The organism is Candidatus Magnetaquiglobus sp. (assembly GCF_058402785.1).
The window spans coordinates 11282-33606 of the sequence record NZ_JBZVFG010000023.1 but is presented as its reverse complement, the minus strand read 5'-3'; the positions used below and the strand labels follow the sequence as shown (position 1 = coordinate 33606).

The 22325-nt window shown below is 63.2% G+C and carries 19 protein-coding genes; 4 read left to right on the top strand and 15 right to left on the bottom strand.

The features are described 5' to 3' along the window. From ACV4UY_RS09435 to ACV4UY_RS09395, 9 genes are all read right to left on the bottom strand, one after another. Window positions 1–1048 (bottom strand): FemAB family XrtA/PEP-CTERM system-associated protein (locus ACV4UY_RS09435; protein ID WP_491607351.1); only part of this gene is annotated, 1048 nt, incomplete at its 3' end. Further along, entirely contained in the window at window positions 1045–2004 is a 960-nt protein-coding gene (locus ACV4UY_RS09430) for an XrtA system polysaccharide deacetylase (RefSeq protein ID WP_491607350.1), read from the bottom strand. The genes ACV4UY_RS09435 and ACV4UY_RS09430, both read right to left, overlap by 4 nt. Further along, a complete protein-coding gene (locus ACV4UY_RS09425) occupies window positions 2001–2921 on the bottom strand; it encodes an XrtA-associated tyrosine autokinase (RefSeq protein ID WP_491607349.1) in 921 nt (306 codons plus the stop codon). The genes ACV4UY_RS09430 and ACV4UY_RS09425 overlap by 4 nt, the downstream gene beginning before the upstream one ends. Window positions 2922–2970: 49 nt before the next feature. Then, on the bottom strand, window positions 2971–4542 hold the full coding sequence (locus ACV4UY_RS09420; protein ID WP_491607348.1) for an XrtA system polysaccharide chain length determinant: 1572 nt from the start codon (window positions 4540–4542) through the stop codon (window positions 2971–2973). Between the two features lie 145 nt (window positions 4543–4687). Continuing rightward, window positions 4688–6115 carry a TIGR03013 family XrtA/PEP-CTERM system glycosyltransferase gene (locus tag ACV4UY_RS09415; protein WP_491607347.1) on the bottom strand — a complete coding sequence of 476 codons (1428 nt, stop codon included), beginning with the start codon at window positions 6113–6115 and terminating at the stop codon, window positions 4688–4690. A 267-nt stretch (window positions 6116–6382) separates the two neighbouring features. After that, a complete protein-coding gene (locus tag ACV4UY_RS09410; RefSeq protein WP_491607346.1) occupies window positions 6383–7804 on the bottom strand; it encodes an MBOAT family O-acyltransferase in 1422 nt (473 codons plus the stop codon). Further along, window positions 7801–8931 (bottom strand): hypothetical protein, encoded by a 1131-nt coding sequence (locus ACV4UY_RS09405; protein ID WP_491607345.1) that lies wholly within the window; start codon window positions 8929–8931, stop codon window positions 7801–7803. The genes ACV4UY_RS09410 and ACV4UY_RS09405 overlap by 4 nt, the downstream gene beginning before the upstream one ends. Before the next feature lie 52 nt (window positions 8932–8983). After that, a complete protein-coding gene (locus tag ACV4UY_RS09400; protein WP_491607344.1) occupies window positions 8984–9235 on the bottom strand; it encodes an acyl carrier protein in 252 nt (83 codons plus the stop codon). Beyond that, entirely contained in the window at window positions 9232–11028 is a 1797-nt protein-coding gene (locus ACV4UY_RS09395; protein WP_491607343.1) for an HAD-IIIC family phosphatase, read from the bottom strand. Before ACV4UY_RS09395 ends, ACV4UY_RS09400 begins: the two co-directional genes overlap by 4 nt. A gap of 331 nt (window positions 11029–11359) precedes the next feature. Between ACV4UY_RS09395 and ACV4UY_RS09390 the strand changes: the two genes are divergently transcribed. From ACV4UY_RS09390 to ACV4UY_RS09375, 4 genes are all read left to right on the top strand, one after another. Then, on the top strand, window positions 11360–12583 hold the full coding sequence (locus tag ACV4UY_RS09390) for a hypothetical protein (protein ID WP_491607342.1): 1224 nt from the start codon (window positions 11360–11362) through the stop codon (window positions 12581–12583). Then, window positions 12580–13572, top strand: a complete 993-nt coding sequence (locus ACV4UY_RS09385) for a polysaccharide deacetylase family protein (RefSeq protein ID WP_491607341.1) — start codon at window positions 12580–12582, stop codon at window positions 13570–13572. The genes ACV4UY_RS09390 and ACV4UY_RS09385 overlap by 4 nt, the downstream gene beginning before the upstream one ends. A gap of 284 nt (window positions 13573–13856) precedes the next feature. Beyond that, the gene (locus tag ACV4UY_RS09380) at window positions 13857–15116 is read left to right on the top strand and encodes a TIGR04063 family PEP-CTERM/XrtA system glycosyltransferase (protein WP_491607340.1); all 1260 of its coding nucleotides are present in this window, start codon (window positions 13857–13859) and stop codon (window positions 15114–15116) included. Next, entirely contained in the window at window positions 15113–16600 is a 1488-nt protein-coding gene (locus tag ACV4UY_RS09375; protein ID WP_491607339.1) for a putative O-glycosylation ligase, exosortase A system-associated, read from the top strand. The genes ACV4UY_RS09380 and ACV4UY_RS09375 overlap by 4 nt, the downstream gene beginning before the upstream one ends. Here ACV4UY_RS09375 and ACV4UY_RS09370 read toward each other — a convergent pair. The 6 genes from ACV4UY_RS09370 to ACV4UY_RS09345 form a co-directional block, all read right to left on the bottom strand. Continuing rightward, the gene (locus ACV4UY_RS09370; protein WP_491607338.1) at window positions 16584–17594 is read right to left on the bottom strand and encodes an aspartyl protease family protein; all 1011 of its coding nucleotides are present in this window, start codon (window positions 17592–17594) and stop codon (window positions 16584–16586) included. The two genes, ACV4UY_RS09375 and ACV4UY_RS09370, sit on opposite strands and share 17 nt — an antisense overlap. Window positions 17595–17629: 35 nt before the next feature. Further along, on the bottom strand, window positions 17630–18733 hold the full coding sequence (locus ACV4UY_RS09365) for a hypothetical protein (protein ID WP_491607337.1): 1104 nt from the start codon (window positions 18731–18733) through the stop codon (window positions 17630–17632). A 34-nt stretch (window positions 18734–18767) separates the two neighbouring features. Beyond that, window positions 18768–19625 carry a lytic transglycosylase domain-containing protein gene (locus tag ACV4UY_RS09360; protein WP_491607336.1) on the bottom strand — a complete coding sequence of 286 codons (858 nt, stop codon included), beginning with the start codon at window positions 19623–19625 and terminating at the stop codon, window positions 18768–18770. Window positions 19626–19770: 145 nt separating this feature from the next. Then, window positions 19771–20094: a PilZ domain-containing protein gene (locus ACV4UY_RS09355; protein WP_491607335.1), complete on the bottom strand. Its 324-nt coding sequence runs from the start codon at window positions 20092–20094 to the stop codon at window positions 19771–19773. 25 nt (window positions 20095–20119) lie between these two features. Next, window positions 20120–21502 (bottom strand): threonine synthase, encoded by a 1383-nt coding sequence (thrC, locus tag ACV4UY_RS09350; RefSeq protein WP_491607334.1) that lies wholly within the window; start codon window positions 21500–21502, stop codon window positions 20120–20122. 79 nt (window positions 21503–21581) lie between these two features. After that, the coding region (locus ACV4UY_RS09345) for a CYTH domain-containing protein (RefSeq protein WP_491607333.1) at window positions 21582–22325 on the bottom strand (744 nt) is incomplete at its 5' end.

Here is a 22325-nt window from a genome sequence, read left to right as displayed (position 1 = left end):
GCGACAACCATGGTCCGACCCGCTCCGCGACCGGAAGCGGCAGACGTTTCCACAGGCGGATGAACAACCGGTACTTCGGATTCATGGGATTGATATCCGGCAGTTTTCCGGCGCGCACCAGACGGTAGCGATAGTGGAGCGGTTCCGGGGTGAAACCGTAGAACTTCTTGAAATCAAACGACCCCGAGCCGATCTTGCTCCGACCGAAATCGAACGTCTCCGCACCGCGCGCCGCCGCGCGGGTCATCAACTCCCAATACATGAAGGCCATGGCCCCGCTGGCACGCGCCTCGGGCAGGCCGCCGCCGTAGTAGGGCAACACCTGGTCGCGAAAATAGAAGCTCACCACCTCGGCCACGCTTTTGCCGTGATGTTCGATGCGCAAGCCCTGGCAATCGGTTCCGAAGGTCTCCTTCAACTGAAAAAACAGCGCGCGCGGAAAAACCGGCGTACCCAGGTTGCGCACGCTTTCGGCGTAGATATCGAAACAGCGCGTGTGGATGGTGTCGTCCTCCACGGCGACGAGATGGTGGGCGATGCCCTTGCGCACCTCCGCGCGTTGTTTGCGAGGGATGTCGGCCAGATTGGTCCCGGGGTTTGGCGAGATCGGCTTGCGAAAGCCGTAATAAAGCGACTTGGCGTCCCAGTCGGGCCGTCTGGGGGTGGTGTTGCGGCACTCCAGCCAATCGACGCCCAGTTCCAGGGCGCGTTGCTCGGCGTGGGATTCCAGAGCCAGGCGGCTCTCTTCGTCCAGGGCCGCCACGCCGCCTTGGACGCAAAACGGGGTGGAGACGAGGGCGTTGCCGAAAAGCAGGCTCTTGACATGAACCAGCGGCAGAACGCCGCGGATTTCACCCTTGACGCGCGCCAGGAGGTAGCAGGTCGGATGGTTGAAGACGGTTTCGATCACCTGTTTCCAACCGAAGCGGTGGAAAAAGGTGGCTTCCGGACAGGTTTGGACGAAGCGGTCCCACTCCGATGCGTCGGCAGGGCTGGCGGGTTGGACGCGCAACGGCTGGGAAGGCGGGGTCGGGCCGGGCGGATTCATGGTTCCCATGTCGGGTTGGTTGGGCTTGAACGATCGCGGGGGCGCGCCCCATCCCCGTCTTCGCCAACCATACCCGCCCCCACCTGCCCGATCACCCCCGCAAACGCCCGATCCATCCGATCCCACCGGAAATCGCCCATCAACGCCTCGATCCGCCGTTCCATCCGCTCCAGATTCAGATAGTGCCGAAAGCGACTCTTCCACCGCAACCCCGCCACCCGCGGCTGCCCGGGATCCAACTCCCATGGATGAAAATAGAAAACCCCGGCACGCCCCTCGCCACCATTCAACCGTCGCCAGGCCCAACGGGTCACGACATACGGATACAACCGGAAAAATCCCCCGCCTCCACACGGCCAACGCCGCCCAGCCCACTCCAGACAGGCCACCGGGATCTCCACCAGACCACGCCCCACCACCCCGCTCGGCCAGAACGGCTCACGCGGCGCCTCTGGCCAACCGTAAAGGTCGTGCCGAATCGGATAGACACTGGAACTGTAACGATAACCGGCCTCGGCGAGCTTGTCGAAGGCCCAGGTATTCCGTTTGCCGATGGAATAGGTCGAAGCGCGATAGCCAACGACCGGCACGCCGGAGATCTGCTCGAGAAGCTCCCGCGACTGGCGGACATCGGCCAGAAAAACCTCGGGATCCTGCCGGGTGGCACGCACATGCTCCATGCCGTGGCTGGCCAACTCATGACCGCCCGACACGATGGCACGGATCAAATCCGGATGACGCCGCGCCACCCAACCCAACACGAAAAACGTGGCCCGCACCCCATGCCGGTCACACAGCGCCAGAATGCGCCGCGTGTTCCCCTCGACGCGCGCGGGGAGGTCATCCCAATGCCCGCGCGCCACGCACCCCTCGAAGGCCGCGACCTGAAACGACTCCTCCACATCCACGGTCAGCCCATTGAGGGGCGCATCCCCACTCTGGACCGGACCGCTCAATCCCGACCCCGCCGAAACAACCGCGAAAAGAATCCCGGTTTCCTGGGCGGCGCCTCGGACTCCGAACTGCCGTATCCCCCCCCATAGCCGCCGCCATACCCCCCACCGTAGCCGCCGCCATACCCCCCGCCGTAACTGCCGTAACCACCATAACCACCATAACCGCCGTAGCCGCCGTAGCCGCCGTAACCGTAATAGCCACCCACCGCGCCACGCTTGCGGAATTTATTCAGGACCAGACCCACGATATCCGGATTGTCCAACTGCTCCAGGGCATCCTTCACCGCCAATTGGGGAGTCCGTTCCGCCTCCACCACCATGATGATCTGACCCATGTTGCGCGCCAACTCCCGAGCCTCGGTGGTGACCAGCAGCGGCGGCGAATCGAACACCACGATGCGATCCGGACTGTCGGCGAGCTGCTTGATCAGAATGCGCATGTTCTCGCTGGCCAACAGCTCCGTGGCGTGATGGTGACGACGCCCCGAAGGCAACAGGGTCAATTTCGGCACGTTGGTCTTGATGAGCACCTCGGAGTAGTTCTCCACCTTGCCCAACAGACAGTCGATCAACCCCACCTTGGCCTTGAATCCCAGAATCCGCGCCACGGATGGCTTGGCCACATCCCCGTCCACCAACAGGACGTTCAAATCCATCTCGGCGGCCAGGCTGATGGCCAGATTGATGGCGGTGAAGGTCTTGCCCTCCTTGGGAAAGGCACTGGTCACCATGATCATGCGACCATTGGCGACCTTTTCGGACTCCTTGCCCACCGCGTTGAGCAGCAGGGGACGCTTGATCACCCGGTACTCCTCGGCCATGATGCTCCGACCGGTATCCGGCGTCAGCACCCCCTTGGCACGCAGACGCTCGAAGTCCAGGACCACTTTCTTGTGAATGTTCTGATAGTCCATCATGTGGATTGGGCCTCGGACCCACCAGCAATAAATCGCGAACCGACCAGGATCAGAAGATGGGAACGAAATAGAGCACGCACGCGTACAAAACGAACAGACCGATCAGCGCCATGCCATACACCGCGTTGGAACGGGCCCAACGGCTTCCCACCCCTTCGTCCACCATCGACACCATGCCCAACACCGGCAGACCCAGAACGCGCTTCATCGAGGCCGGGCTGTCAAAAACCGGACGAATCACCGACAAGAACAGCGACAGCGCCAGACCGGCCAAAAGACCACCCACCAGAACCACCGTGGAGAAGAGCGGTCGATTCGGTCCCACCGGCTTGCGCGGCACCTGTGGACGGTCGATCACCTTGAAGCGCACGAAACGGCTCAGATCCTCCTCCAGTTCACCGCGTTCCCGAGCCTTGGTCTCCTGCTGCAACATCGCCGCCATCTCTTCCTGGATCATCGACAGGCGGGTCTGCAGACGATTGTATTCGTTCTCGATGGCAGGCAGCGTGGTTTCCTGGGTCCGCAACCGTTTCAGATGGGCCTCGGTCTCCGTCAGCCGGACACGGGCGCTGGTCAGCTCCACCTCGAGCTTGCTCGCGGTCAATTTGAGATTGCGATAGACCGGATTGGCTTCCAACTCCCAGGAGGTGCCATCATCCGCGCTGGCGCGCAGACGGTTGATCTTCTCCTGGCGCTGCTGCTCCTGCTGGGCGATCGCCTTGCGCAGGGCGATCACTTCGGCATGATTCTCGGTGTACAAGGGCAATTTCCGTCCACCCTTGACATAGTGCTTGCTCATCAACTCCTGCAATTGCTTGTTGAGCGCCTCGATCTTGCGATCCTGCTCCTCGGTCGGCGATCCCGTGGAGTTCTCGATCTCCAGCATCTGACGACGCACCTCGTCGCGACTCTGCTCGAGTTCGTGCAACTTGGCCTGATGGGCTTCGATGGCGCGGTTGAGCCGTGTCACACGCACGTAATATCCCCCATCCTTCTCGGGGATCAGATCGAGATTCCGGTTCTTGAACTCCTGCAATTTCTGGGTCGCCTCGGCCACCTTGGCCTCGTATTCGGCGATCCGTTTTTTCAGATACTCCTCGGCGGTGCGCGCCGACCCACCCCCTTCGATGGGCAAGGTATCCATCGGGAGACGGTCGAGCACCACATCCACCACCTGACGGGTGATCTTGGGATCGTTGTGACGGTGGGTGATGCGGTAGAGACCGTCGCCGGTCGAGGTGACACTGATCTGCACGCGGAGCTGGTTCATGATCTCCTGGCGTTCCTGATCATTTTTGACCAGAAACGACAGATCGGTTTCGCGCACGACGTGCGAAAGGGTCTGCTGGCTCAGGAGGTTGTTAAGCACCCGATGGGCCTCGCGGGTGACATCGATCACCTGCTTGGTCTTGGAAAGGAAGTCGGCGATCTCCTGACGGGGATCCTCGATCTTGACCGTGGCGCTGGCCACGTATTGATCCTGCATCACCGCCACGGAAACCCAGCCGGACAGACAGACGAACCATGCCAGACCGACCATATGCCAGCGATGCCGCCACATGCCCCGGGCATAGAAGATCATCTGGAAATAGATATCGCGGAATCCGAAATCCTGCTGCATGCGACTTCAATCCATGCCTTGACGAACTTACATGATGGGAGGAGGCCACCGCTCATCCCCGTTGCCGTGACAGCCCCCCGGAGGTTCAACGGCAACCGCCCGCCCGTCGGGAATGTGACGGGTGATGCAAGAACCAATCCGTTCGCTAATTCCGAGTTTTCGGACCCGTGGCGCCCTGACCGAACAGCACCACCTCCACGGTATGGATCAGCACCAGCAGATCCAGAAACAGTCCGCGGTTCTTGACATAATAGAGATCGTACTTCAATTTCTCTGCCGCGTCTTCCTCCGACGCGCCGTAGCCATAACGAATTTGCGCCCACCCGGTGATGCCCGGCTTGACACGCAACCGTTCGGTGTAAAAGGGAATCGTGATCTTAAGCTCCGTAACGAATTCGGGACGTTCCGGACGCGGACCGACCAGACTCATCTCACCGCGCAGCACGTTGAAGAACTGCGGCAACTCGTCGATGCGGCTCTTGCGGATGAACCGACCCACGCGGGTGACGCGCGCATCGTCTTGCGCCGCCCAGCGCGCCACGCCGTCCTGCTCCGCGTCGGTGCGCATGCTGCGGAATTTCAACACCGGGATGATCCGGCCATCGATCCCGACCCGACTCTGGGTATAGAAGATCGGTCCGCGACCGCCCCCGTCGATCCAGATCGCCAACGCGGCCAGAAGCATCACCGGCGCCAGAATCGACAACAACAGCAGACTGATCGAGATGTCGAACAGTTTCTTGACCGCTTCGCTCCAGGGTTCCCGGTACAATCCCACGGAGTGGAACAACCACCAGCCGGGATCCATGACCTCGGTGAGGATGATGTGCCGTTCCCGTTCGCAGAACTCCTGGATGTCCATGATGCGGATGCCGCGATACTTGCACGCCTGGATTTCGTCCAGATAGAGGGTGGAGAGGGGATCCTCGAGGGCGATCACCACCTCGTCCACGTCGTGTTCCTGGGCGTACTCGGGCAGATCGCGGGTATCCCAGATGATCCGGGCGTCGTCCACGCGAATCGTCTCACCGGACACCGGCCAGTATCCCAGCAGTTGGCAATCGGACTGTCCCACCCCCTGGTCGATCACGGCACGGGTTACCAAACGGGCCGGCTCCCCCATCCCGAAGACGATCACGCGCCGTTTCAGGAGATCGGTGTCGATCACGAAACGAAAGAAAACATACCGGACCGCCACGATCATCCAAAAACAGAAGACCAGGGCATAACCAAACGCGCCACGCCCGATGAACAGACCCGGAAACACATAAAACAGCATGCTCATGGCCACCAGACCGACCACGAAGCTGATGCCGACCTGCAACAACTCCCCGGAGAACCCCTCGTCCATCAGCCGTTGATAACGTCCCATGGCCGCCAGGCTGGTGACGATCACAAAGGCGAAAAAGAGCGCCTTGGGGAGCAGCAGTTGGGTATGGATCTCATCGGGATGATCCATGCCATAAAAACGGACCGCCACGCCGACATAGACCGCCAGCGAGGCCAACGCCAACTCCATGCCGATCAGCATCAACGACCAACGATGGAGATAGTGACGAAAAATACGAATCACGAAACGGTTCCATTACCAAGGGTGGTTCATGCCAATCCCTGCACCGGTCACGTTAATCTATTTCCCACCCGATTTCAACCACCAAATCCGGCGATCGGCCACCCCCGCATCCTTGGCGACGAATCGCCTCCAACCCGTCATCCCGGAGTCGTGAGGACCCACGCCACCCCCGTCCCACGCCTGAGCGGCTGTCCGAGGATGTCATCACCCATGGAATCCCCAAACGCGCACGGTTCGAAATTCTTCCCATTCCAGACCGGATGCGGTTCAAAACTGAAAATAGATGAACTCCTCGGAGTCCCCGCGCACCACCAGAATCGCATAGAACATCAACGCCGACACCAGAAGATGCATGACGGTTCGGATCCGCGACTCCGGTGCGCGGAACAGATGATCTTTCACATGCACATACGCGGTGTTGATCCACAACGGCAGAGACAGGAACAGCGTCTGTCCGAACAGGAACCAGGCCGCCCGATCCTGCAAGGCGGTGGTGGCGGCAAAGGGGGAGAGGCTCAGATGGCGCACGATGTACGCGATCTCACCCTCTCGAAACAATAAAAAGCCGACATGAATGAAAAAAAACATCAACACCACCTGAAACGGCCTGATCCAGGGATTCTCCCGAATACCGATCGGCGTCACCGCCTTGCACCGGTCATACACGATCACCAGCATGCCATGATACAGACCGAACACAATGAAATTCCATCCCGCGCCATGCCAAAGTCCGATCAGAAAAAAGGTGATCAGCAACCCCTTCTCCACGCCGTATCGCACCCCGCGCGCCCGGAAATGGAAAAAGAGCGGCAGGAAAATGTAATCCTGGATGTAGGAGGAGAGTGAAATGTGCCATCGTTTCCAGAACTCCGCCGGGGAGGCGGCGATGAAAGGATGGTTGAAGTTGGGGGAGAGTTTAAAGCCGATCAGGCGCGCCGAGCCGTGCGCCATGTCGGTATAGGCGGAAAAGTCGGCGTAGACCTGCACGCCAAAGGCCAACACGCCGACCCAGGCCAGGGCAAAGGTGGTCTCTTCCAGGGCGAAGAGTTTGTTGACGATGTAGGCAACGTTATCGGCGATCACCAGCTTCTTGAAGAATCCCCACACCAACAGGAACAGGGCGTCACGGACATCCGTGGCCGAGATGGAACGAGCCTTCTCGATTTGCGGCAGAAAGGTGATCGCCCGTTCGATCGGTCCGGCGACCAGTTGCGGAAAAAAGACCACGAACAGGGCGAATTCGAAAAAATTCTCCCGTGCCTTGAGCCTGCCGGCATAGACATCGATGATGTAGCTCATCGACTGAAAGGTGTAGAACGAAATCCCGACCGGCAGGAAGATGTCCAGCGTGTTGGTGAAACTCGGCAGACCGAGCAGCCGCAACAATTCGGCAACGTTCTCGACAAAAAAGCCGAAATATTTGAAATAGCCTAGAAAGGTCAGATTGCTGACCAGGCTGAACCAAAGCACGAACCGTTTTTTCTCCGGGAAGCGCGCCATGGTCAGACCACAGAGGTAATCCACCACCGTGGAGGCGAAGATGAGACACAAAAACCAGGGATGCACATAACCGTAGAAAAAATAGCTCATCCCCAACAAGAACAGATTCTGCGCGCGTCGTCCCAGCTGCCAATAGACCACCAGCACGAACAGCATGAAGAGCAGAAAATCGAGGCTGTGGAAGATCATCGAAACGCCTCCGCGAGCCGCTCGACGAACCGTTCCGTGTAAAAACGCCGGAACTCGGGCTTGATATGCCCACCATCCAGATACATCTCGAACCTGAAAGCCCGCTCGTCGTTGAAATCGTGCAGTTCCACCCCTTCCCTGGCCAGATGTTCCCGCAGATCCGCCATATAGGCACGCAAGGGCCCACGCTCCCCATGCCGGGTCTCGTCCATGGCCGGTCGCGACTCGATGCGGATCAACACGACACGAGAGGCCACCTCCTTGCCCAGCCGGATCAACTCCGGCAAAAAGGAGTGCTCCAGTCGCGCGGAAAAGAGCAACCGCTCCTCCGCGTCCCCCGACACCCCGCTTTTCCCCTTGAGCACCCGCTGATTCGCCGTCGAAAAGATCCCCTCGGCCAATTGCCGCTTGAAGCGCTCCCTCTGGGCGACCATGGCCGCGGCCTCACTCGAGGTGACCGGTTCCGATCCAGACCAGCGTTTGTGCAGATAGGCCCGGTACTCCGGAGAGGCGGCGAAAAAACCGATCCCGTCGATCAGCCAGAGCCCGGATTGGCGCCAGGTCTCCTGAATCGGATAAAGCCCCAGCAACCCCTCGCGCAGACGTCCGATCCATCCCTTGTGATGGCCCATCACCCGATCGAACAGCGCCTCGTCCCCGACCCGATTGCGGGCGATCTTCTCCTGGCCGGTCACGGAACCGGTCTCGTCGATCGGATCGGTCAACTCGGTGTCGCGAAAATGGATGAACAGCACCTTGGGCCGGACGCCGGAGGGGAGCAACGAGTTTTTCACCCACAGATACCAAAGCGCGCTCATGCTTCCCAGCTCGCCGAGCAGGTAGGCGCGGGTACCCGGTCGCAGGGTGCCGATCCGCTCCGGATCGATGCGCGACAGCAGCGTCGAGGAGCCGACGAAGACGTATTCGGGTTGCAGGGCCTGGAGTTGCCGGAGATGGCGATCGTCGAAGCGGATGGGGTCGCGCTGGGTGCGGATCAGGGCGGGCGGGACGAGGATCACCGCCAGGATGAGCGCCACGGAGAGCCAGCCACCCCAGCGGTCGCGGACGCCCGGGCGCGTCTGACGCGATTCCGGGCTGCGTGCCTTGAGCCAGGAGAACATGATCAAGAAGACCTCGAAGAGTCGATCAACGGGTGAACGACGAAGAACGTCCGCCGACTCACCGGATCAGGGCAGCCAGTTTGGCGCGAATCAGGGGAACGGTCTTGAGATCCACCGCATCGAGAAGCTCGAAGCGAATCCCGAACTCCGCCTCCAGACCCAGAATGATGTTGATGTGTTGCAGGGAGTCCCAGAACGACTCCCCATGAGGCTCCTGCCGTTCGGCCAGACGCGCCACCTCTTCGACGCTCTTGCCCAACACCCCGGAGAGCACCTTGAACATGCGCGCATCGTGTGGAACGTGACTCATGCCATACCTCGTTCGATGTAATCGGGCCAGGAGAGGGTGACCGTGGTCAGGTCGCACGCCCAGCGGCTTGACGACCCGTTCCGGCCCATCTCGGTGAAGCCATGCTCAGGCAAGAATCGCGCCACGGGTTGATTCTTGGCCGTGGGGATGAAATCGGCCTCCATGCGGGTCGCGCCCCGTTGCCGGGACCACGCGAACAGATGGGTCAGGAGGGCCCGTTCCACGGTTCGTCCGATCACCCGACAGCTCATCAGCAGGGTATCGAGTTCGACCATCTCCCCGGCATGGCGGACGATGGCCACCCCCACCAGGCCGTTATCGCCGAATTTATCGGCGACGCGCATGGCGAATACCCCGCACGCCGGATCGGCGAGGAAGCCGCGCAGGGTCTGCTCGTCGTGGCGCCGGGTGGAGAGATTGAACTGATTGGTTTTGTGGATCAGATCCAGCACGCGGGCAAAGGTCATCTCCTCTGCGGGTTGGATGGTCACGCGCATGGCCAGGCCGTGATAAAAGGCCTCGAGGGAGTCGGTTCCGGCGCGCAACTGGTCGCGGCGGGCCTGATCGCGATACATCTCGCCGCGCTTGAGATCCTCGCGGGTCAGGGAGAGCTTGTCGAACACCCCCAGGCGTCGCAACCGTTCGGAATGGAGCATGGGATCGGTGGGCAACTCCGGGGTGAGCACCTCCGGACGCGCGGCACGCATCCAGAGTCGCTCCTGGGGGGAGTCGTCCCAGAAGACCAGGGAATCGACGCCGATGTTCAACTCCCGGGCGATCTCGAGAATGTTCTCCGGCTTGGGTCGCCAGTCGATGCGCATGGCGGCGAACAGTTCCGGACGCAGCACCATCTCCGGGTGATCGCGCAGCACGGCGAAGGCGTCGTCGAAGTTGTTCTTGCTGGCGATGGCCAGCAGTACGCCGCGTCGATGCAGCGCCAGCACGCTCTCCTGGAACTCCCGAAACACCAGGCCCAAACCGGTATGACCCAGGGCGATGCCGGCCATGCCATCCTCGCCGATCACCCCGCCCCACAGGGTGTTGTCCAGGTCCAGGACCAGACATTTGCGCACCCGACCCCACAGCGCATGGCAGAAGGTCGCCTGTTCCCGCGCCAACTCCGGCATCAGACGGGCCGACAGGGGGGCTCGTGCCATGTACCACCATTTGTCGTCCTGGCTGTTGGCATGTCCAACGCGGGCGCACACGCGGTCGTAATCCAGATAATGGACACCGGGGATGGCGCGGACCTCCCGGCTCAGCGCGGCGTTGAGACGGCGGATGGCTTCGGTTTGGGAGTTCTCCACCGCCCCTTCCAGGATGCCCAGGAGCGGATGGGCCGGGAGGGCGAAACCGTGGACGATCACCACGGTGGCGGTCTGCTCGCGAAACCGTCGCAGCGCCATCACCAACTCCTCGACATGCTCGGCGATGAGTCGATCCACCTCCTGGGGGGAGAGGGCGAGAAACCGGGTCGCCAGGGGCGGACAGGCGGCATGCAGGGTGCGCATGATCAGCGCCACGTCGTACCCTCCCCGGACCGTGGCGCTCGCGGGATCGATCAACTCCTGGATCACGTTGTCGAACGGAGCCACCCAGCAGCGCGCCTCGAAGCCGAATCGTGCCGCCTCCACGGTCAGGGTGGGCAGATACGGATTGACCACGAACGAGGAGAGCAGCGCGATCGTGAGGGGGCGTCCACCCCATCCGCCCCCCGCAGCGAGGCGGTTGGCGGCCTGCTGATAGGCGTTGATCGAGCCGTCCTGGTCCAGTTCCGTGAAGATCTCGTGCATCCGTTTCGACTCGCGTGTCCACCAATCCGGAAAAGGAACCGTTCAGGATCCCCAGGGGCCATGCCCCTGCTCTTGCGGTTCCCGGATCCCAGCAACCATGGGAATCCGGAAGCGCCGCCCAAAAACTCCATGCCCTCAGATCTTAACGAATGCCGGCAAAAATGCCAAGCCCACACTTGGAGGCTGTTTGGTGATTCCATTCATGACATCCCCAAACCTGCACGAATCGAAATCAGTCGATTCGCGCTTCTCGAATGGCCGCACCCTTTGGCGGGCCATGAATGGCCCGCCCTCTTGAGTCACGGATGACTCCCAGGGTATAGTCTCGACCATGGACACCCCAAATCCGGCATTCGTGACCATCACCCAACCCACCGTTCCCCCCGCGTCCGCACGACCCGGCGTGCTCGGCCCCCTGGGACCGGCGCAACTCACCTGCCTGCGCTCCTGGCGCAAACTGGGACTGCAACCGCTGTTCGTCCATCTCACGCCCGGCAACGGCACTCCCGGCTGGCCCGGCACGCCCGGTCACCACCTGCCGATCTCCCGCGACGACCTGCGCACACCCGCCGGACAGACCCGATTGCGGGATTTTCTCACCGCCAACCGCTGCGCCGGCCTGACCTGCCTGGGCGAAGGGGATGCCCGTCTCCTGCGCGCCATCGAACCGGAACTCCCCTGCCCCTTGTGGCTCCCCTCCCAGAGGTCGCTGGATTTTCTCGATGCCAAAAGCCGCCAGGCGGAACTGGCCCGCGCGTGCGGTTTCGCCGTGCTGCCCACCTGGCACGCCGACCGCGACCACCCGCCCCTCATTCCCGCCGCAGCCTTCCCGGTCGTGGCCCGCCCGGACGGTTCCGGCAGCGCGGAACCGATGTTCAAGATCAAGATCCTCCACACCCCCGCGGCGTTGACCACCTGGCTGGAGAGCTTTCGGAAAATCGACCGGCCCGTGCTGCTCCAACCCTTCATCGACGGCCCCAACCTGGTGGTCCACGCCGCGACCGACGCCAGCGGCACACCGTTCGCCCTGGCGGCCTTCCTGGTGCGACGCAAATTCGAGGGGGTCACCCTCACCCTCGAACCCGCGCCCCTCGATCCATCCCTGCGTGCCGTCTGTACCGCCTTCTGCCAGGGAGCGGGCCTGCATGGCTGCCTCCATTTCGAACTGCTCCTCGATCCCCACGACACCACCCCCTGGTTTCTGGAGGTGAACGGTCGCCTGGGCGGCACCACCGGCAAGGTGCATGCCCTCGGCTTCGACGAGCCGCGCCTGCTGTTGAGCGCCCACGGGGTGCTGCCCCACTCGCCAACCGCCGGCACGCCGCAAGACGGGGTGGTCTGCAACCGACTGACGCTCACCAAACTGCTGCTCGCCATGGCGCGCCAGGACCCCGACCTGGCGCATGACCCCTCCGGTCTGCCGCGCACCTGGCGCGACCTCCTGACGGGATTTTTGCTGTGGCGCGACGAGATCTTCCGACGCGACGACCCGCGCGTCACCCTCTGGTATCTGCGCGACCGGCTCGCCGACCGCCTCGATCGAAGTCACCGATGAACGCGCCACCCCCCCTGGAGATCCTCCTCACCGTCGATGTGGAGTTCAGCATCCACGGCGCCTTCACCCTGCCGGACGCCACTCCCCTGGGGGAGGAGAACGTTCTGTGCCCGGATGACTCGGGACGCGAACAAGGTCTGGGCAGGCTGCTCGACACCCTGGCCGAACACCATCTGGTGGCCAGTTTCTTCTGCGAAACGCTCCAGTCCACCTGGTTCGGTCCGGAACCGATGGGACGGATCGTCCAACGGATCCAGGCCGCCGGTCATGACGTGCAGCTCCATCTGCACCCCTGCTGGGAGTTCTTCCGCCACCCCGACTGGCGCGAGCGGCTGGGCCGGGAGCGCCCCAACGACAACTGTCACGGACGCACGGTGACCGAACTCACCCGCTGGATCCAGGACGGTCGGGCCCGGTTCCGTCAGTGGGGGATCGAGCCCCCGGTGGCACTGCGCGCCGGTGGATTGCGCGTCGATCGGCAGCTCTATCGGGTGATGGCGGCCATGGGCATGCCTGCGGCCTCGCACATCGGCATCGGCATCTTCATGCCCGAAGAGCCGGAATTGCGGCTGGCCAACGGCCTGCACCGCATCGACGGCGTACTGGAACTGCCGGTGCTCAGCCATCACGCCCGTCTGCCGCGCCTGTCGCGTCCCTGGCGCGCCCTGACCCTGACCGGCACGTCCTGGTGGGAGATGCGCGCTTTGTTGGAACAGGCCCGGCGCGCACGACTCTCCCCGGTGGTGATCCTGATCCACCCACGGGATCTGGCGGGGTCCGATCCCGGCTACCCGGCCCACCGCCTGCATCAGTCCCGCCTGGCGCGTCTCTGCCGACTCATCGGCGCCCACCCCGACCGCTATCGGGCGGTCTCGATCCGCGCCGCGCTCCCCGAGTGGCGCGACCGGCCCGCGCTCCCCGCCCGCACCCTCTCCCCTCCCTGGTGGGCGCAGGTGATCCGCCTCCTCGAGAACGCCTCCCAGCCGTGAACCGCGCGCCGTCTGGCGCGGCTTCACCACATCGCCCACCGGGAACATCAACGGTTGACCCCCATCCAGGATTAATACAAGATAGGAGACCTCGCCAATCACCTCCATCCCCGGTTCTCGAGACGACTCCATGCCCCAGCCCGGACCAGACCTTCCGCCCTCCGCCCCGCACCGCCGCGCGAAGGAGTCCGAAGCGCGACCAGGCACAATCGGCCCGCTCCACCACCCGACGCACGCCCGGACCTCCACCTCAACCGACTCAACGGCGTGAAGGCCGTACCACGATGCGTATCCTGCATCTCCTCGACCACTCCGCGCCACTGCAAAGCGGCTATGTCTCGCGAACCCTGGCCATCCTGCGCCAACAGCAGGCCTTTGGCTGGCAAACCATGCAATTGACGAGTCCCAAACATCCCACCCCGCCCGACTCCCCGCACGAAGAGGTCGATGGGGTGATCTTTCACCGGACCCCAACCCCGACCCACCTGGCCGCGAGAATCCCCCTGCTCGGACACATGGTGATGGTGGCGGCTCTCAAGAAAAGAGCCGTCGAGATCGCCCGCGCCGAAAAACCGGATCTGCTCCACGCCCACTCGCCGCTGCTCAACGGCCTGGCGGCACTCGCCGTGGGACGGGAACTCGGCCTTCCGGTCATCTACGAAATCCGCGCCTTCTGGGAAGATGCCGCCGCCAGCCATGGCACCTCGCACCCCCAGGGGGCCCGCTATCACCTGACCCGCCGGCTCGAAACCCACGTCATGCGCCAGGCCGACGCCATCACCGTCATCTGCGAAGGGCTCCGACGCGACATCATCGCCCGCGGCATCCCGCCGGAAAAAATCACCACCATCCCCAATGCCGTCGAGGTCGAACGCTTCCTCATCCCGACCGATACCCAACGGCTCGATCTCCCGGGACTCGACACCCGCAACCGGGAGATCCTCGGCTACATCGGCTCCTTCTACGCCTACGAGGGACTCGAACTGCTGCTCGAGGCCATGCCGGCCATTCGCGCCAAACGTCCCTCCGTGCTGCTGCTGCTCGTCGGCGGTGGCCCCGAGGAGGCCCGCCTGCGCCAACGTACCCGTGAACTCCAGCTCGACACCCACGTCCACTTCACCGGACGCCTGCCTGCCAGCGTCATCCCCAACTGTCTGGCCATGGTCGATCTGATGCTCTTCCCGCGACTGCCGATGCGCCTGACCCACCTGGTCACCCCGCTCAAACCCCTCGAGGCCATGGCCGCGGGTCGCCTGGTCCTCGCCTCGGATGTGGGTGGTCACCAGGAACTCATCTCCCACCGACAAACCGGCTTTCTCTTTCCCGCCGGCGATTCCACCGCCCTGGCCCATGCCGTCATCGCCCTGCTCGCCGATCGCGCCTCCTGGCCCGCCGTCATCGAACAGGCGCGACGCTTCGCCAACGAAGAGCGCACCTGGCTCGCCAGCGCACGCCGCTATCAACCCCTCTACGAACGGCTGATCTCCCGCGGAACGCCCTCGACCCCTCACCCTCTCCGCACCCAGGACCGATCCGCACCATGAGAGACATCGCGCTCCTGCTGTTCGTCTTCGCGCTGCTGCCGGTCGCCCTGTTCCGACCCTATGTCGGCCTGATGCTCTGGACCTGGTTCAGCTATATGAACCCCCACCGCCTCACCTGGGGCTTTGCCTACAACTTCCGCTTCAACATGATCGTGGCTGCCATCACCATCATCAGCATCCTGGTCAACCGACGCGTCATCCAAGGCAAGATCCCCTGGAGACTCCCCATCATCCTGTTGGCGGTCTTCACCCTCTGGACCTTCATCACCACCCAATTCGCCATTCAGTCCGGTGCCGCGGAAATCCAGTTCGATCGCTTCTTCAAGATCCAGCTCCTGGTCTTCTCGACATTGATCCTGGTCAAAACGCGCCGACAGTTCATGCTGCTCGTCCTGATCATCACGATCTCGATCGGTTTCTACGGCGTCAAGGGCGGAATCTTCACGATTCGTTCCGGCGGACACTTTCGGGTCATGGGCCCCACCGACTCTTTCTTCGTGGACAACAACAGCTTCGCGCTGGCCATGCTCATGACCATTCCAATGATCTATTATTTGACATCTCAAACCAAATCGCTCTATCTGCGCATCATTCTGATCGCCTCCTTTCTCCTCTCCTTCGTTTCCGTACTGGGAAGTTATTCGCGCGGTGGTTTTCTGGGACTCTTGATCTTGAGCATCTCCCTGTTTCTGAAAACCCGGAGCAGGTTCATTCTTCTGGCCTTTTTCATGGCATGCGCCCCCATCATCTATCAGTTCATGCCGCAGCAATGGCATAATAGAATGAATCAAGTAATTGATTCGATCGTGGCAACCCTCGGATCCCAAACCGATACAGACCGAAAGTTGCCAAAACAGGTCAATCTCAACACATCAAGTCAAGGAAACATCAATTTCGAAAAATTGGACGACAGTCAAAAATCAACCGCCATGACCATTCTTCAGTACATGATGCATAGCGACACCGAAATCACCCGCGACAAATCCGTGACCGGTCGCTTCGACGCCTGGAAATTCTCCATTGCGGTCGCCAACGACCGTCCGATCCTGGGAGGGGGATTCAAGGTCTACGATCAGGGCGCCTTTGACCGCTATCTGCCCGGCGTGCAACGCCGCGCGGCACACAGCATCTATTTCGAGGTGTTGGCGGAACAGGGATATGTGGGCTTTTTCATCTGGGCGGCGCTGCACGTCTCGGCCCTGCTCTCCGGACGCAGAATCGCCCGCCTGACGCGGCGGGATCCGGAACTCCTTTGGGCCAGAGAGTTGGCAGGCATGCTACAGGTCAGTCTGATCAGTTATTACACCGCGGGAATCTTCCTGGGCATGGCCTATTTCGACCTGCCGTACCACATCATTGCCCTGCTGGTATTGCTGCAGGTCCATGCGGAGCAGCATCTGGCCAAACGTATCCCCTTGCAGGTCCCAAGGCGGACCTCCGTCTGGGATTTCTCCCGGTTGGCCACGGCTAGCGCTCGACGATGAGTTGACCCGCGCCCTGGTCGATCCGCCAGCGTCCCAGACGCTCGAGGGTCTTGATGCCGAACAGGGGACGCAGGAGCGCGTCGGGATCGATCTTCTCCTCCTTGCTCTTCTTGTCCGCCTCCCCTGGTCCAAGGCCAGGTTTCGCCGCCTTGTCCCCCTTGTCCCCACCATCCTCTGACTTCTCTTTTTTTTCAGGAAGTTCGATGACCGGAACCCCCTTAAGCTCCATATCCCCGATCCGCAGTCTGGTGAGCAGCAGATAGCGGGTATCGTGTTCGCTGCCATCCGCGATGATGGCCTTTCCCTTGCCGATCAGATGCTCCTGACGCAACGAACCGGTGCGCACCAGCCAACGGATCACCTCGGCGGGCAGGGCGAGGTCCGAGGCTCCGGTATCGACCACCGCCTCGAACTCCGGATTGTCGTTGATGCGCAGTTTGACCAGATAGACGCCCGAAGCGGTGCGTTTCAAGGGGACCACGCCGACCCGTCCGGGTGGCGCGGCATGGGTGGTCTGGTCAAACGGGACCACGGTCTCCCGACCCTCGTGGCGGATCACCACGCGACCGCGGGCGATGGATCCGACCACGCCGCCATCGACGGTTTCGCCGACCAGCAGGTACCGTCCGTTGATGATGGCGGATGGGACATACCCCTTGGCCACCTCGCCCTTGGAGGGGACGAGGATCTCGGTGACATGCCAGGGGCCGGGAATTCTGGTGACCACCCTGGGGCTGGCGGCGGCCCGTGCCGGGTTGTCGCCCTCCGGGCCACCCTCCGGGTTCGGCCCAGGCTCCGGCGCGCCGACCGACGGGTCGTGCTCCCCGGTGGCGGGGTCCGTGGTCGGTCGCGGGCGCGGAACCGTGGGATCCTTGAGCGGTTGACACTCCTGACGACGGAACAGCTGGGGATCCCCCTTGCCGTCGGAACACTGCACCATCTCCTCGGCGGCCAACAGCGACCAGGGGGTCGCAAGCAACCCGAGAGCCAGCAAAAACGGGCGTTTCCCGCCCTCGCGCCACACCCTGCTCACGGTGCGGACAGCAGTTGATGAATGGAGAAACCGGCCAGCCAGGCTTCGCGTCCGGTCAGGCCGTAGCGTTGCCCGAGATGATCGACCAGACGCAGCGGATCGCCGCGCAGGTCGGAGGGAAATTCGTTGAGCCAGTCGGTCATGGGTTGCTTGCCGTAACGGTCGAGCACGGCGCTTTTCCAGTTGCCCGGAAAGCCGGCCCGCTCCTTGCCGAACCGCTCCACCCCGGCATCGACGATCTCCATGAGCATGGCACGGGTGACGCGGAACGGTTCCGCCCCCTCGCCGAAGCTGGCGAGCACGTTATCCACCTGGGCCTCGACCGACGAGGCGCACAAACCGGTGGCCGCCTCGAACGACACGCGGGTCTTGACGATCTTCTTGCGGTCCACGCCGCGCAAACGCTGTTCGAGAATGCGCTCGGCATCGATGTCGGCCCGGCGCGGGGTGCCATCGAAACTCCCCTTCTGGGCGATGGTGTGGACCGTGGGGAGATTCTCTTTTTCCGGGAACTCGGACTGGTGATAAAAGTGGCGAATCTCGCCCAGGATCAGGTCGTTGGCATCCAGATAGAAGAGACGCACCCCGATCCAGGCGCGATCCTCGGTGCCACCCATGGCATACAGCGGGGTAAAATCGTAGGTCAGCCGGGTCAGAACGCGGGGAAACTCCCGCTGCACCATCTGGGCATCCTGATTCTCGGCGTACTTGAAAAAGAGCATCCCGTCGCGGATGGTCGCGCGGGCACCCGGAAACCCGTCGCTGGCCGGGGATTGGGACTTTTTCGCGGCAGGCTTGCCCGGCTTCTTGCCGGCTTTCTTTTCGATCTCGCGGGAGATGTCGTCGTAGGGGGCATCGGCCTCCTCGTCGTCGCTCCGGGACGCCGGCTCCTTGGCGCGGGCCGGCTTTTTGGCGGCGGATTTGGGCTGCGGGCAGTCGTTCTGGGTGGGGGCGTGGGTCCAGCCAGGCCCGAGATCCCGCGAGTCGGGACGGTTGAAGTCGTCCTGGAAACCGGCTTCGACAACCCCGACGGGCACGACCAGAAACAGGACGGCCCACGCCAGCAGCACGCGCCGAACCGATGCCCCCAGGCCGATCACGGGCCGGGAATCCGACGCCGCGCCACCCGAAGGATCACATGGCCGCGAGGTAGGCCCGATAGTAATGGAGCACCTTGGCCACATAGTGCTGGGTCTCCTCATAGGGTGGAACGGTGTTGCCGTGTTTCTTGACCGCGCCCGGACCGGCGTTGTAGGCCGCCAGGGAGAGCACCAGATCGTTGTTGAACTGTTCCAGCATCTCGCGCAGATAGCGCACACCGCCGTGAATGTTCTCCACCGGGTCGGTGCGATCCACCACGCCCAGATCCTGGGCCGTGCCGGGCATGAGCTGCATCAACCCGACCGCCCCCTTGGGCGAAACCGCCAGGGGGTTGAAATCCGATTCGGTCTTGATCACCGCCTTGATCAGCGCGGTGTGGATCCGATAACGCTGGGAGGCGTCCTGGATGGTATCGTTCATCGAGCCGCCGCCGGCATGACCGGAATAGGGCATGCCCCCCAGGGTCACCAGGTTGGAACGGGGATTGCGGCTCTCCTGCCGCCCGTCGTAACGGATCACCCGGGAGCCGGGAGCGCTGGAACCGTAAGCGCTGGCCACCGGGTTGCCGGAGAGCAAACCCGTGGCGCGACCGGGCAGCGGCTGGCGTGCCAGGCTCTCTTTCCGGGCCTGGGCCCTCTTTTTCTGGTCGGCCTTGGACTCCTTGGGCGAGGAGATCAACAGGCGGTACTCCGGTCCCAGCGGACGATCGGTCAGGTGGATCACGCCGTTGGGGTCGGTGAAGGAGTAGATGTCGGCGTCTGCCGGCCGGGTCGCGCCGATCCAAAAAAAAGAGGCGGCCAGGCCGATCCGCCATGCGGTCCGCCAGGAGGCGATCGTCGGGCGCGCACGGCGTCGCATCGCCGGGTCTGGTTCGTTTTTCGTGTCGCGCATCGTCACCATCGGTACATGCCCGATTCCAGGAAAGTTGGTTGTCGCATTCGCTCCGCGCTCCCACGGCGTGACCGAGGCGGCTTGCATTGGCCGATTCCAACCCGTGCGGCTCCCCTCTGGTCACTCCCGTGCGGCTCCCCTCTGGTCACTCCCCGGTCAAAAAGCGCACCGCCACCCCATCCTCGCCCGTCCGCCGGACCTCGCAGGGAAAGCGATGCTCCATGGTCCCGCCTCCGGGCAAACTCAGACAGAGCATCCCCTCCTCGCCCACATCCAGACCAAAGGGCAATCCGCGCAGTCGCACGAAGCCCCCCTGGGTGCTCATGTCCCGGATCCTGCCCTCGGTGACGGCGCCATTGACCAGCCGCAGCGTCACCACGACGCGCAGCGGATGACGCGGCACCCGTCTGCGCTCCACGCCTCGTCCGCCACCCTCCGCGCCGGAGACGATCGCACGCAGGATGCTCACCCGCGCGCCGCGCGACCGGGACCGATCACCCGAGCACCTCGCGAATGAAGGCGCGCACCGCCTCGGGATCCGGATCGAGAATCCGACAGCGGGTCGGTCGTTCCAGCAACCCCTCCAGGGGCGGCGGCACCGGGGGATCGAACCCCACGGCGCGATGGACCGCCTCGGCGAACTTGGCCGCGTGGGCGGTGGCCAGACAGATGGCTCCCGGTTCGTTCCTCGCCGCCTCCACCCCCACCGCGGTATGCGGATCGAGCAGCACCCCATGCCGCTCCCAGGTCTCCTGGATGCGGGCCAAGGTCTCCTCCTCGCCCACGCGGCGGGCGGAAAAAATCTCCCCGGCCTGGCGACGCCTGGCCTCGGAAACGGCAAAGACACCCTCGACGCGCAGACGTTCCATCTCCCCACGTACCGCCGCCGGATCCTCGTCGAGCAGGTAATAGAGGTAACGCTCGAAGTTCGAGGAGATCTGAATATCCATGGAGGGGCTGATGGTGGGGTTGACCTCTCCGACCCGATACTCCCCGCTTTCCATGAATCGTACCAGAATGTCGTTGCGGTTGGTGGCCAGAATGAGCCGTTCCACCGGCAACCCCATCCGCAGCGCCATGTAACCGGCGAAGATGTCGCCAAAATTGCCGGTGGGCACCGAAAAGAGCACCTTCTGATGCGGATCTCCGCCGGTCACCCGTCCCCAGGCGTGGAAGAAATACACAATCTGGGCCAAAATGCGCGCCCAGTTGATGGAATTGACCGCGCCGAGGCGATAGGCGTCCTTGAAGGCCAGATCGTTGAACAGCGTCTTGACGATGGTCTGGCCGTCGTCGAAGGAGCCGCGAATGGCGATGTTGTGTACATTGGCATCGAGCACCGAGGTCATCTGCCGTTCCTGGATCGGCGACACCCGGTTGTGGGGATGGAGGATGAAGACATGGATCCCCTCGCGACCGCGCACCCCGTGGATGGCCGCTGAACCGGTATCGCCGGAGGTGGCGCCGAGGATGTTGAGTCGTCCCCCTTCCGCCTTGAGGAGCATCTCGAAGAGATTGCCCAGAAACTGCAACGCCACGTCCTTGAAGGCCAGGGTCGGGCCGTGGAACAGCTCAAGGATCCAGTGGTCGCCGGCGCGGGTGACCGGGGTGATGTCGGGGTGGCTGAAGGTGGCGAAAGAGCGTTCCACCAGCTCCGGCAGACGGTCGGACACCGCCTCGCCGGGGGTCAGAAACGGGGTGATCACCTGGATGGCGAGCTGCTGGAACGACAATCCGGCCCAGGCGCGCAGCTGCTCCGCGCTCACCGTGGGGATCCGTTCCGGCAGCAACAGACCACCATCGGTGGCCAGCCCCATCATCACCGCCTGGGAAAAGGAGATCGGGGCCACGCCCCCCCGGGTGCTGATATAGCGCACGTCGTTTCAACTCCAGAGAATTTTCATGACAGGAGAGCCCCTGCTCCCCGCTCCGTCACCACCGGTCCGGAGCGCCGTATCAGGCCGACCCCAGCAGCGCCAGACCGATCCGGAACTTCGAATGCGGGGCATCCCGGAGGTCGAACCGTTCGCGCAGTCCGCGCGCCAGCGACAGGCCCGCCGCCCGGGCGTCGGCACCGCATTCGATCTCCAGTTCGGCGATCCGGACCCGGCCTTCGCCAGCCCGAATCTCGCCGCGATCCAGACTCACCTCCAACCGCGCCCCTTCGCTTCCGGAAAGCACCGCGAGCCGCCGGTCGATGGTGCAGGTCAGCAGCGGCGCCAACGGCGCCTCGCGTCCCAAAAGGCTCTCCAGCCGCCGACGCACCGGGCCATCGGCCACATCCCGGACTTGGGCCGGCGGCAAGACCTCCGCCCCCTGCCGCCACTCGGGACGTTGCCACACCCCCCCATCCAGCACCCCCTCCCCCTTGATCTCCAGATGGGTGGCCGTGGCGGTGGATCTGAACCGCAGCGCCAGCCGGCGCTTGAGAAGCAACCGGTCCGGATGGTCCAGATAGAGATCGGTGTAGGAGCGATCCAGAAAGTCGCCGCCTCCGACGCGCGCCGACAAATCACGTTCCAGGGCGGAAAACAGGGCCGGATCCGGTACGGTCAGACGGATCTCCTCCTCCAGAGCGGCGGAGTCGGCAGCGTCGGGCCACGGAGCCCTGTTCATCGCGGTGCCCAGCCGCGCGCCGGTCCGAATGCCCAGCCGCGCGCCGGTCCGAATGCCCAGCCGCGCGCCGGTCCGAATGCCCAG

Bases quoted from the DNA above. Each gene is read 5' to 3' on its own strand.
- ACV4UY_RS09425 (WP_491607349.1), bottom strand. From the start codon at position 2,921: ATGATGGACTATCAGAACATTCACAAGAAAGTGGTCCTGGACTTCGAG.
- ACV4UY_RS09420 (WP_491607348.1), bottom strand. From the start codon at position 4,542: ATGCAGCAGGATTTCGGATTCCGCGATATCTATTTCCAGATGATCTTC.
- ACV4UY_RS09410 (WP_491607346.1), bottom strand. From the start codon at position 7,804: ATGATCTTCCACAGCCTCGATTTTCTGCTCTTCATGCTGTTCGTGCTG.
- ACV4UY_RS09400 (WP_491607344.1), bottom strand. From the start codon at position 9,235: ATGAGTCACGTTCCACACGATGCGCGCATGTTCAAGGTGCTCTCCGGG.
- ACV4UY_RS09395 (WP_491607343.1), bottom strand. From the start codon at position 11,028: ATGCACGAGATCTTCACGGAACTGGACCAGGACGGCTCGATCAACGCC.
- ACV4UY_RS09390 (WP_491607342.1), top strand. From the start codon at position 11,360: ATGGACACCCCAAATCCGGCATTCGTGACCATCACCCAACCCACCGTT.
- ACV4UY_RS09385 (WP_491607341.1), top strand. From the start codon at position 12,580: ATGAACGCGCCACCCCCCCTGGAGATCCTCCTCACCGTCGATGTGGAG.
- ACV4UY_RS09380 (WP_491607340.1), top strand. From the start codon at position 13,857: ATGCGTATCCTGCATCTCCTCGACCACTCCGCGCCACTGCAAAGCGGC.
- ACV4UY_RS09375 (WP_491607339.1), top strand. From the start codon at position 15,113: ATGAGAGACATCGCGCTCCTGCTGTTCGTCTTCGCGCTGCTGCCGGTC.
- ACV4UY_RS09360 (WP_491607336.1), bottom strand. From the start codon at position 19,625: ATGCGCGACACGAAAAACGAACCAGACCCGGCGATGCGACGCCGTGCG.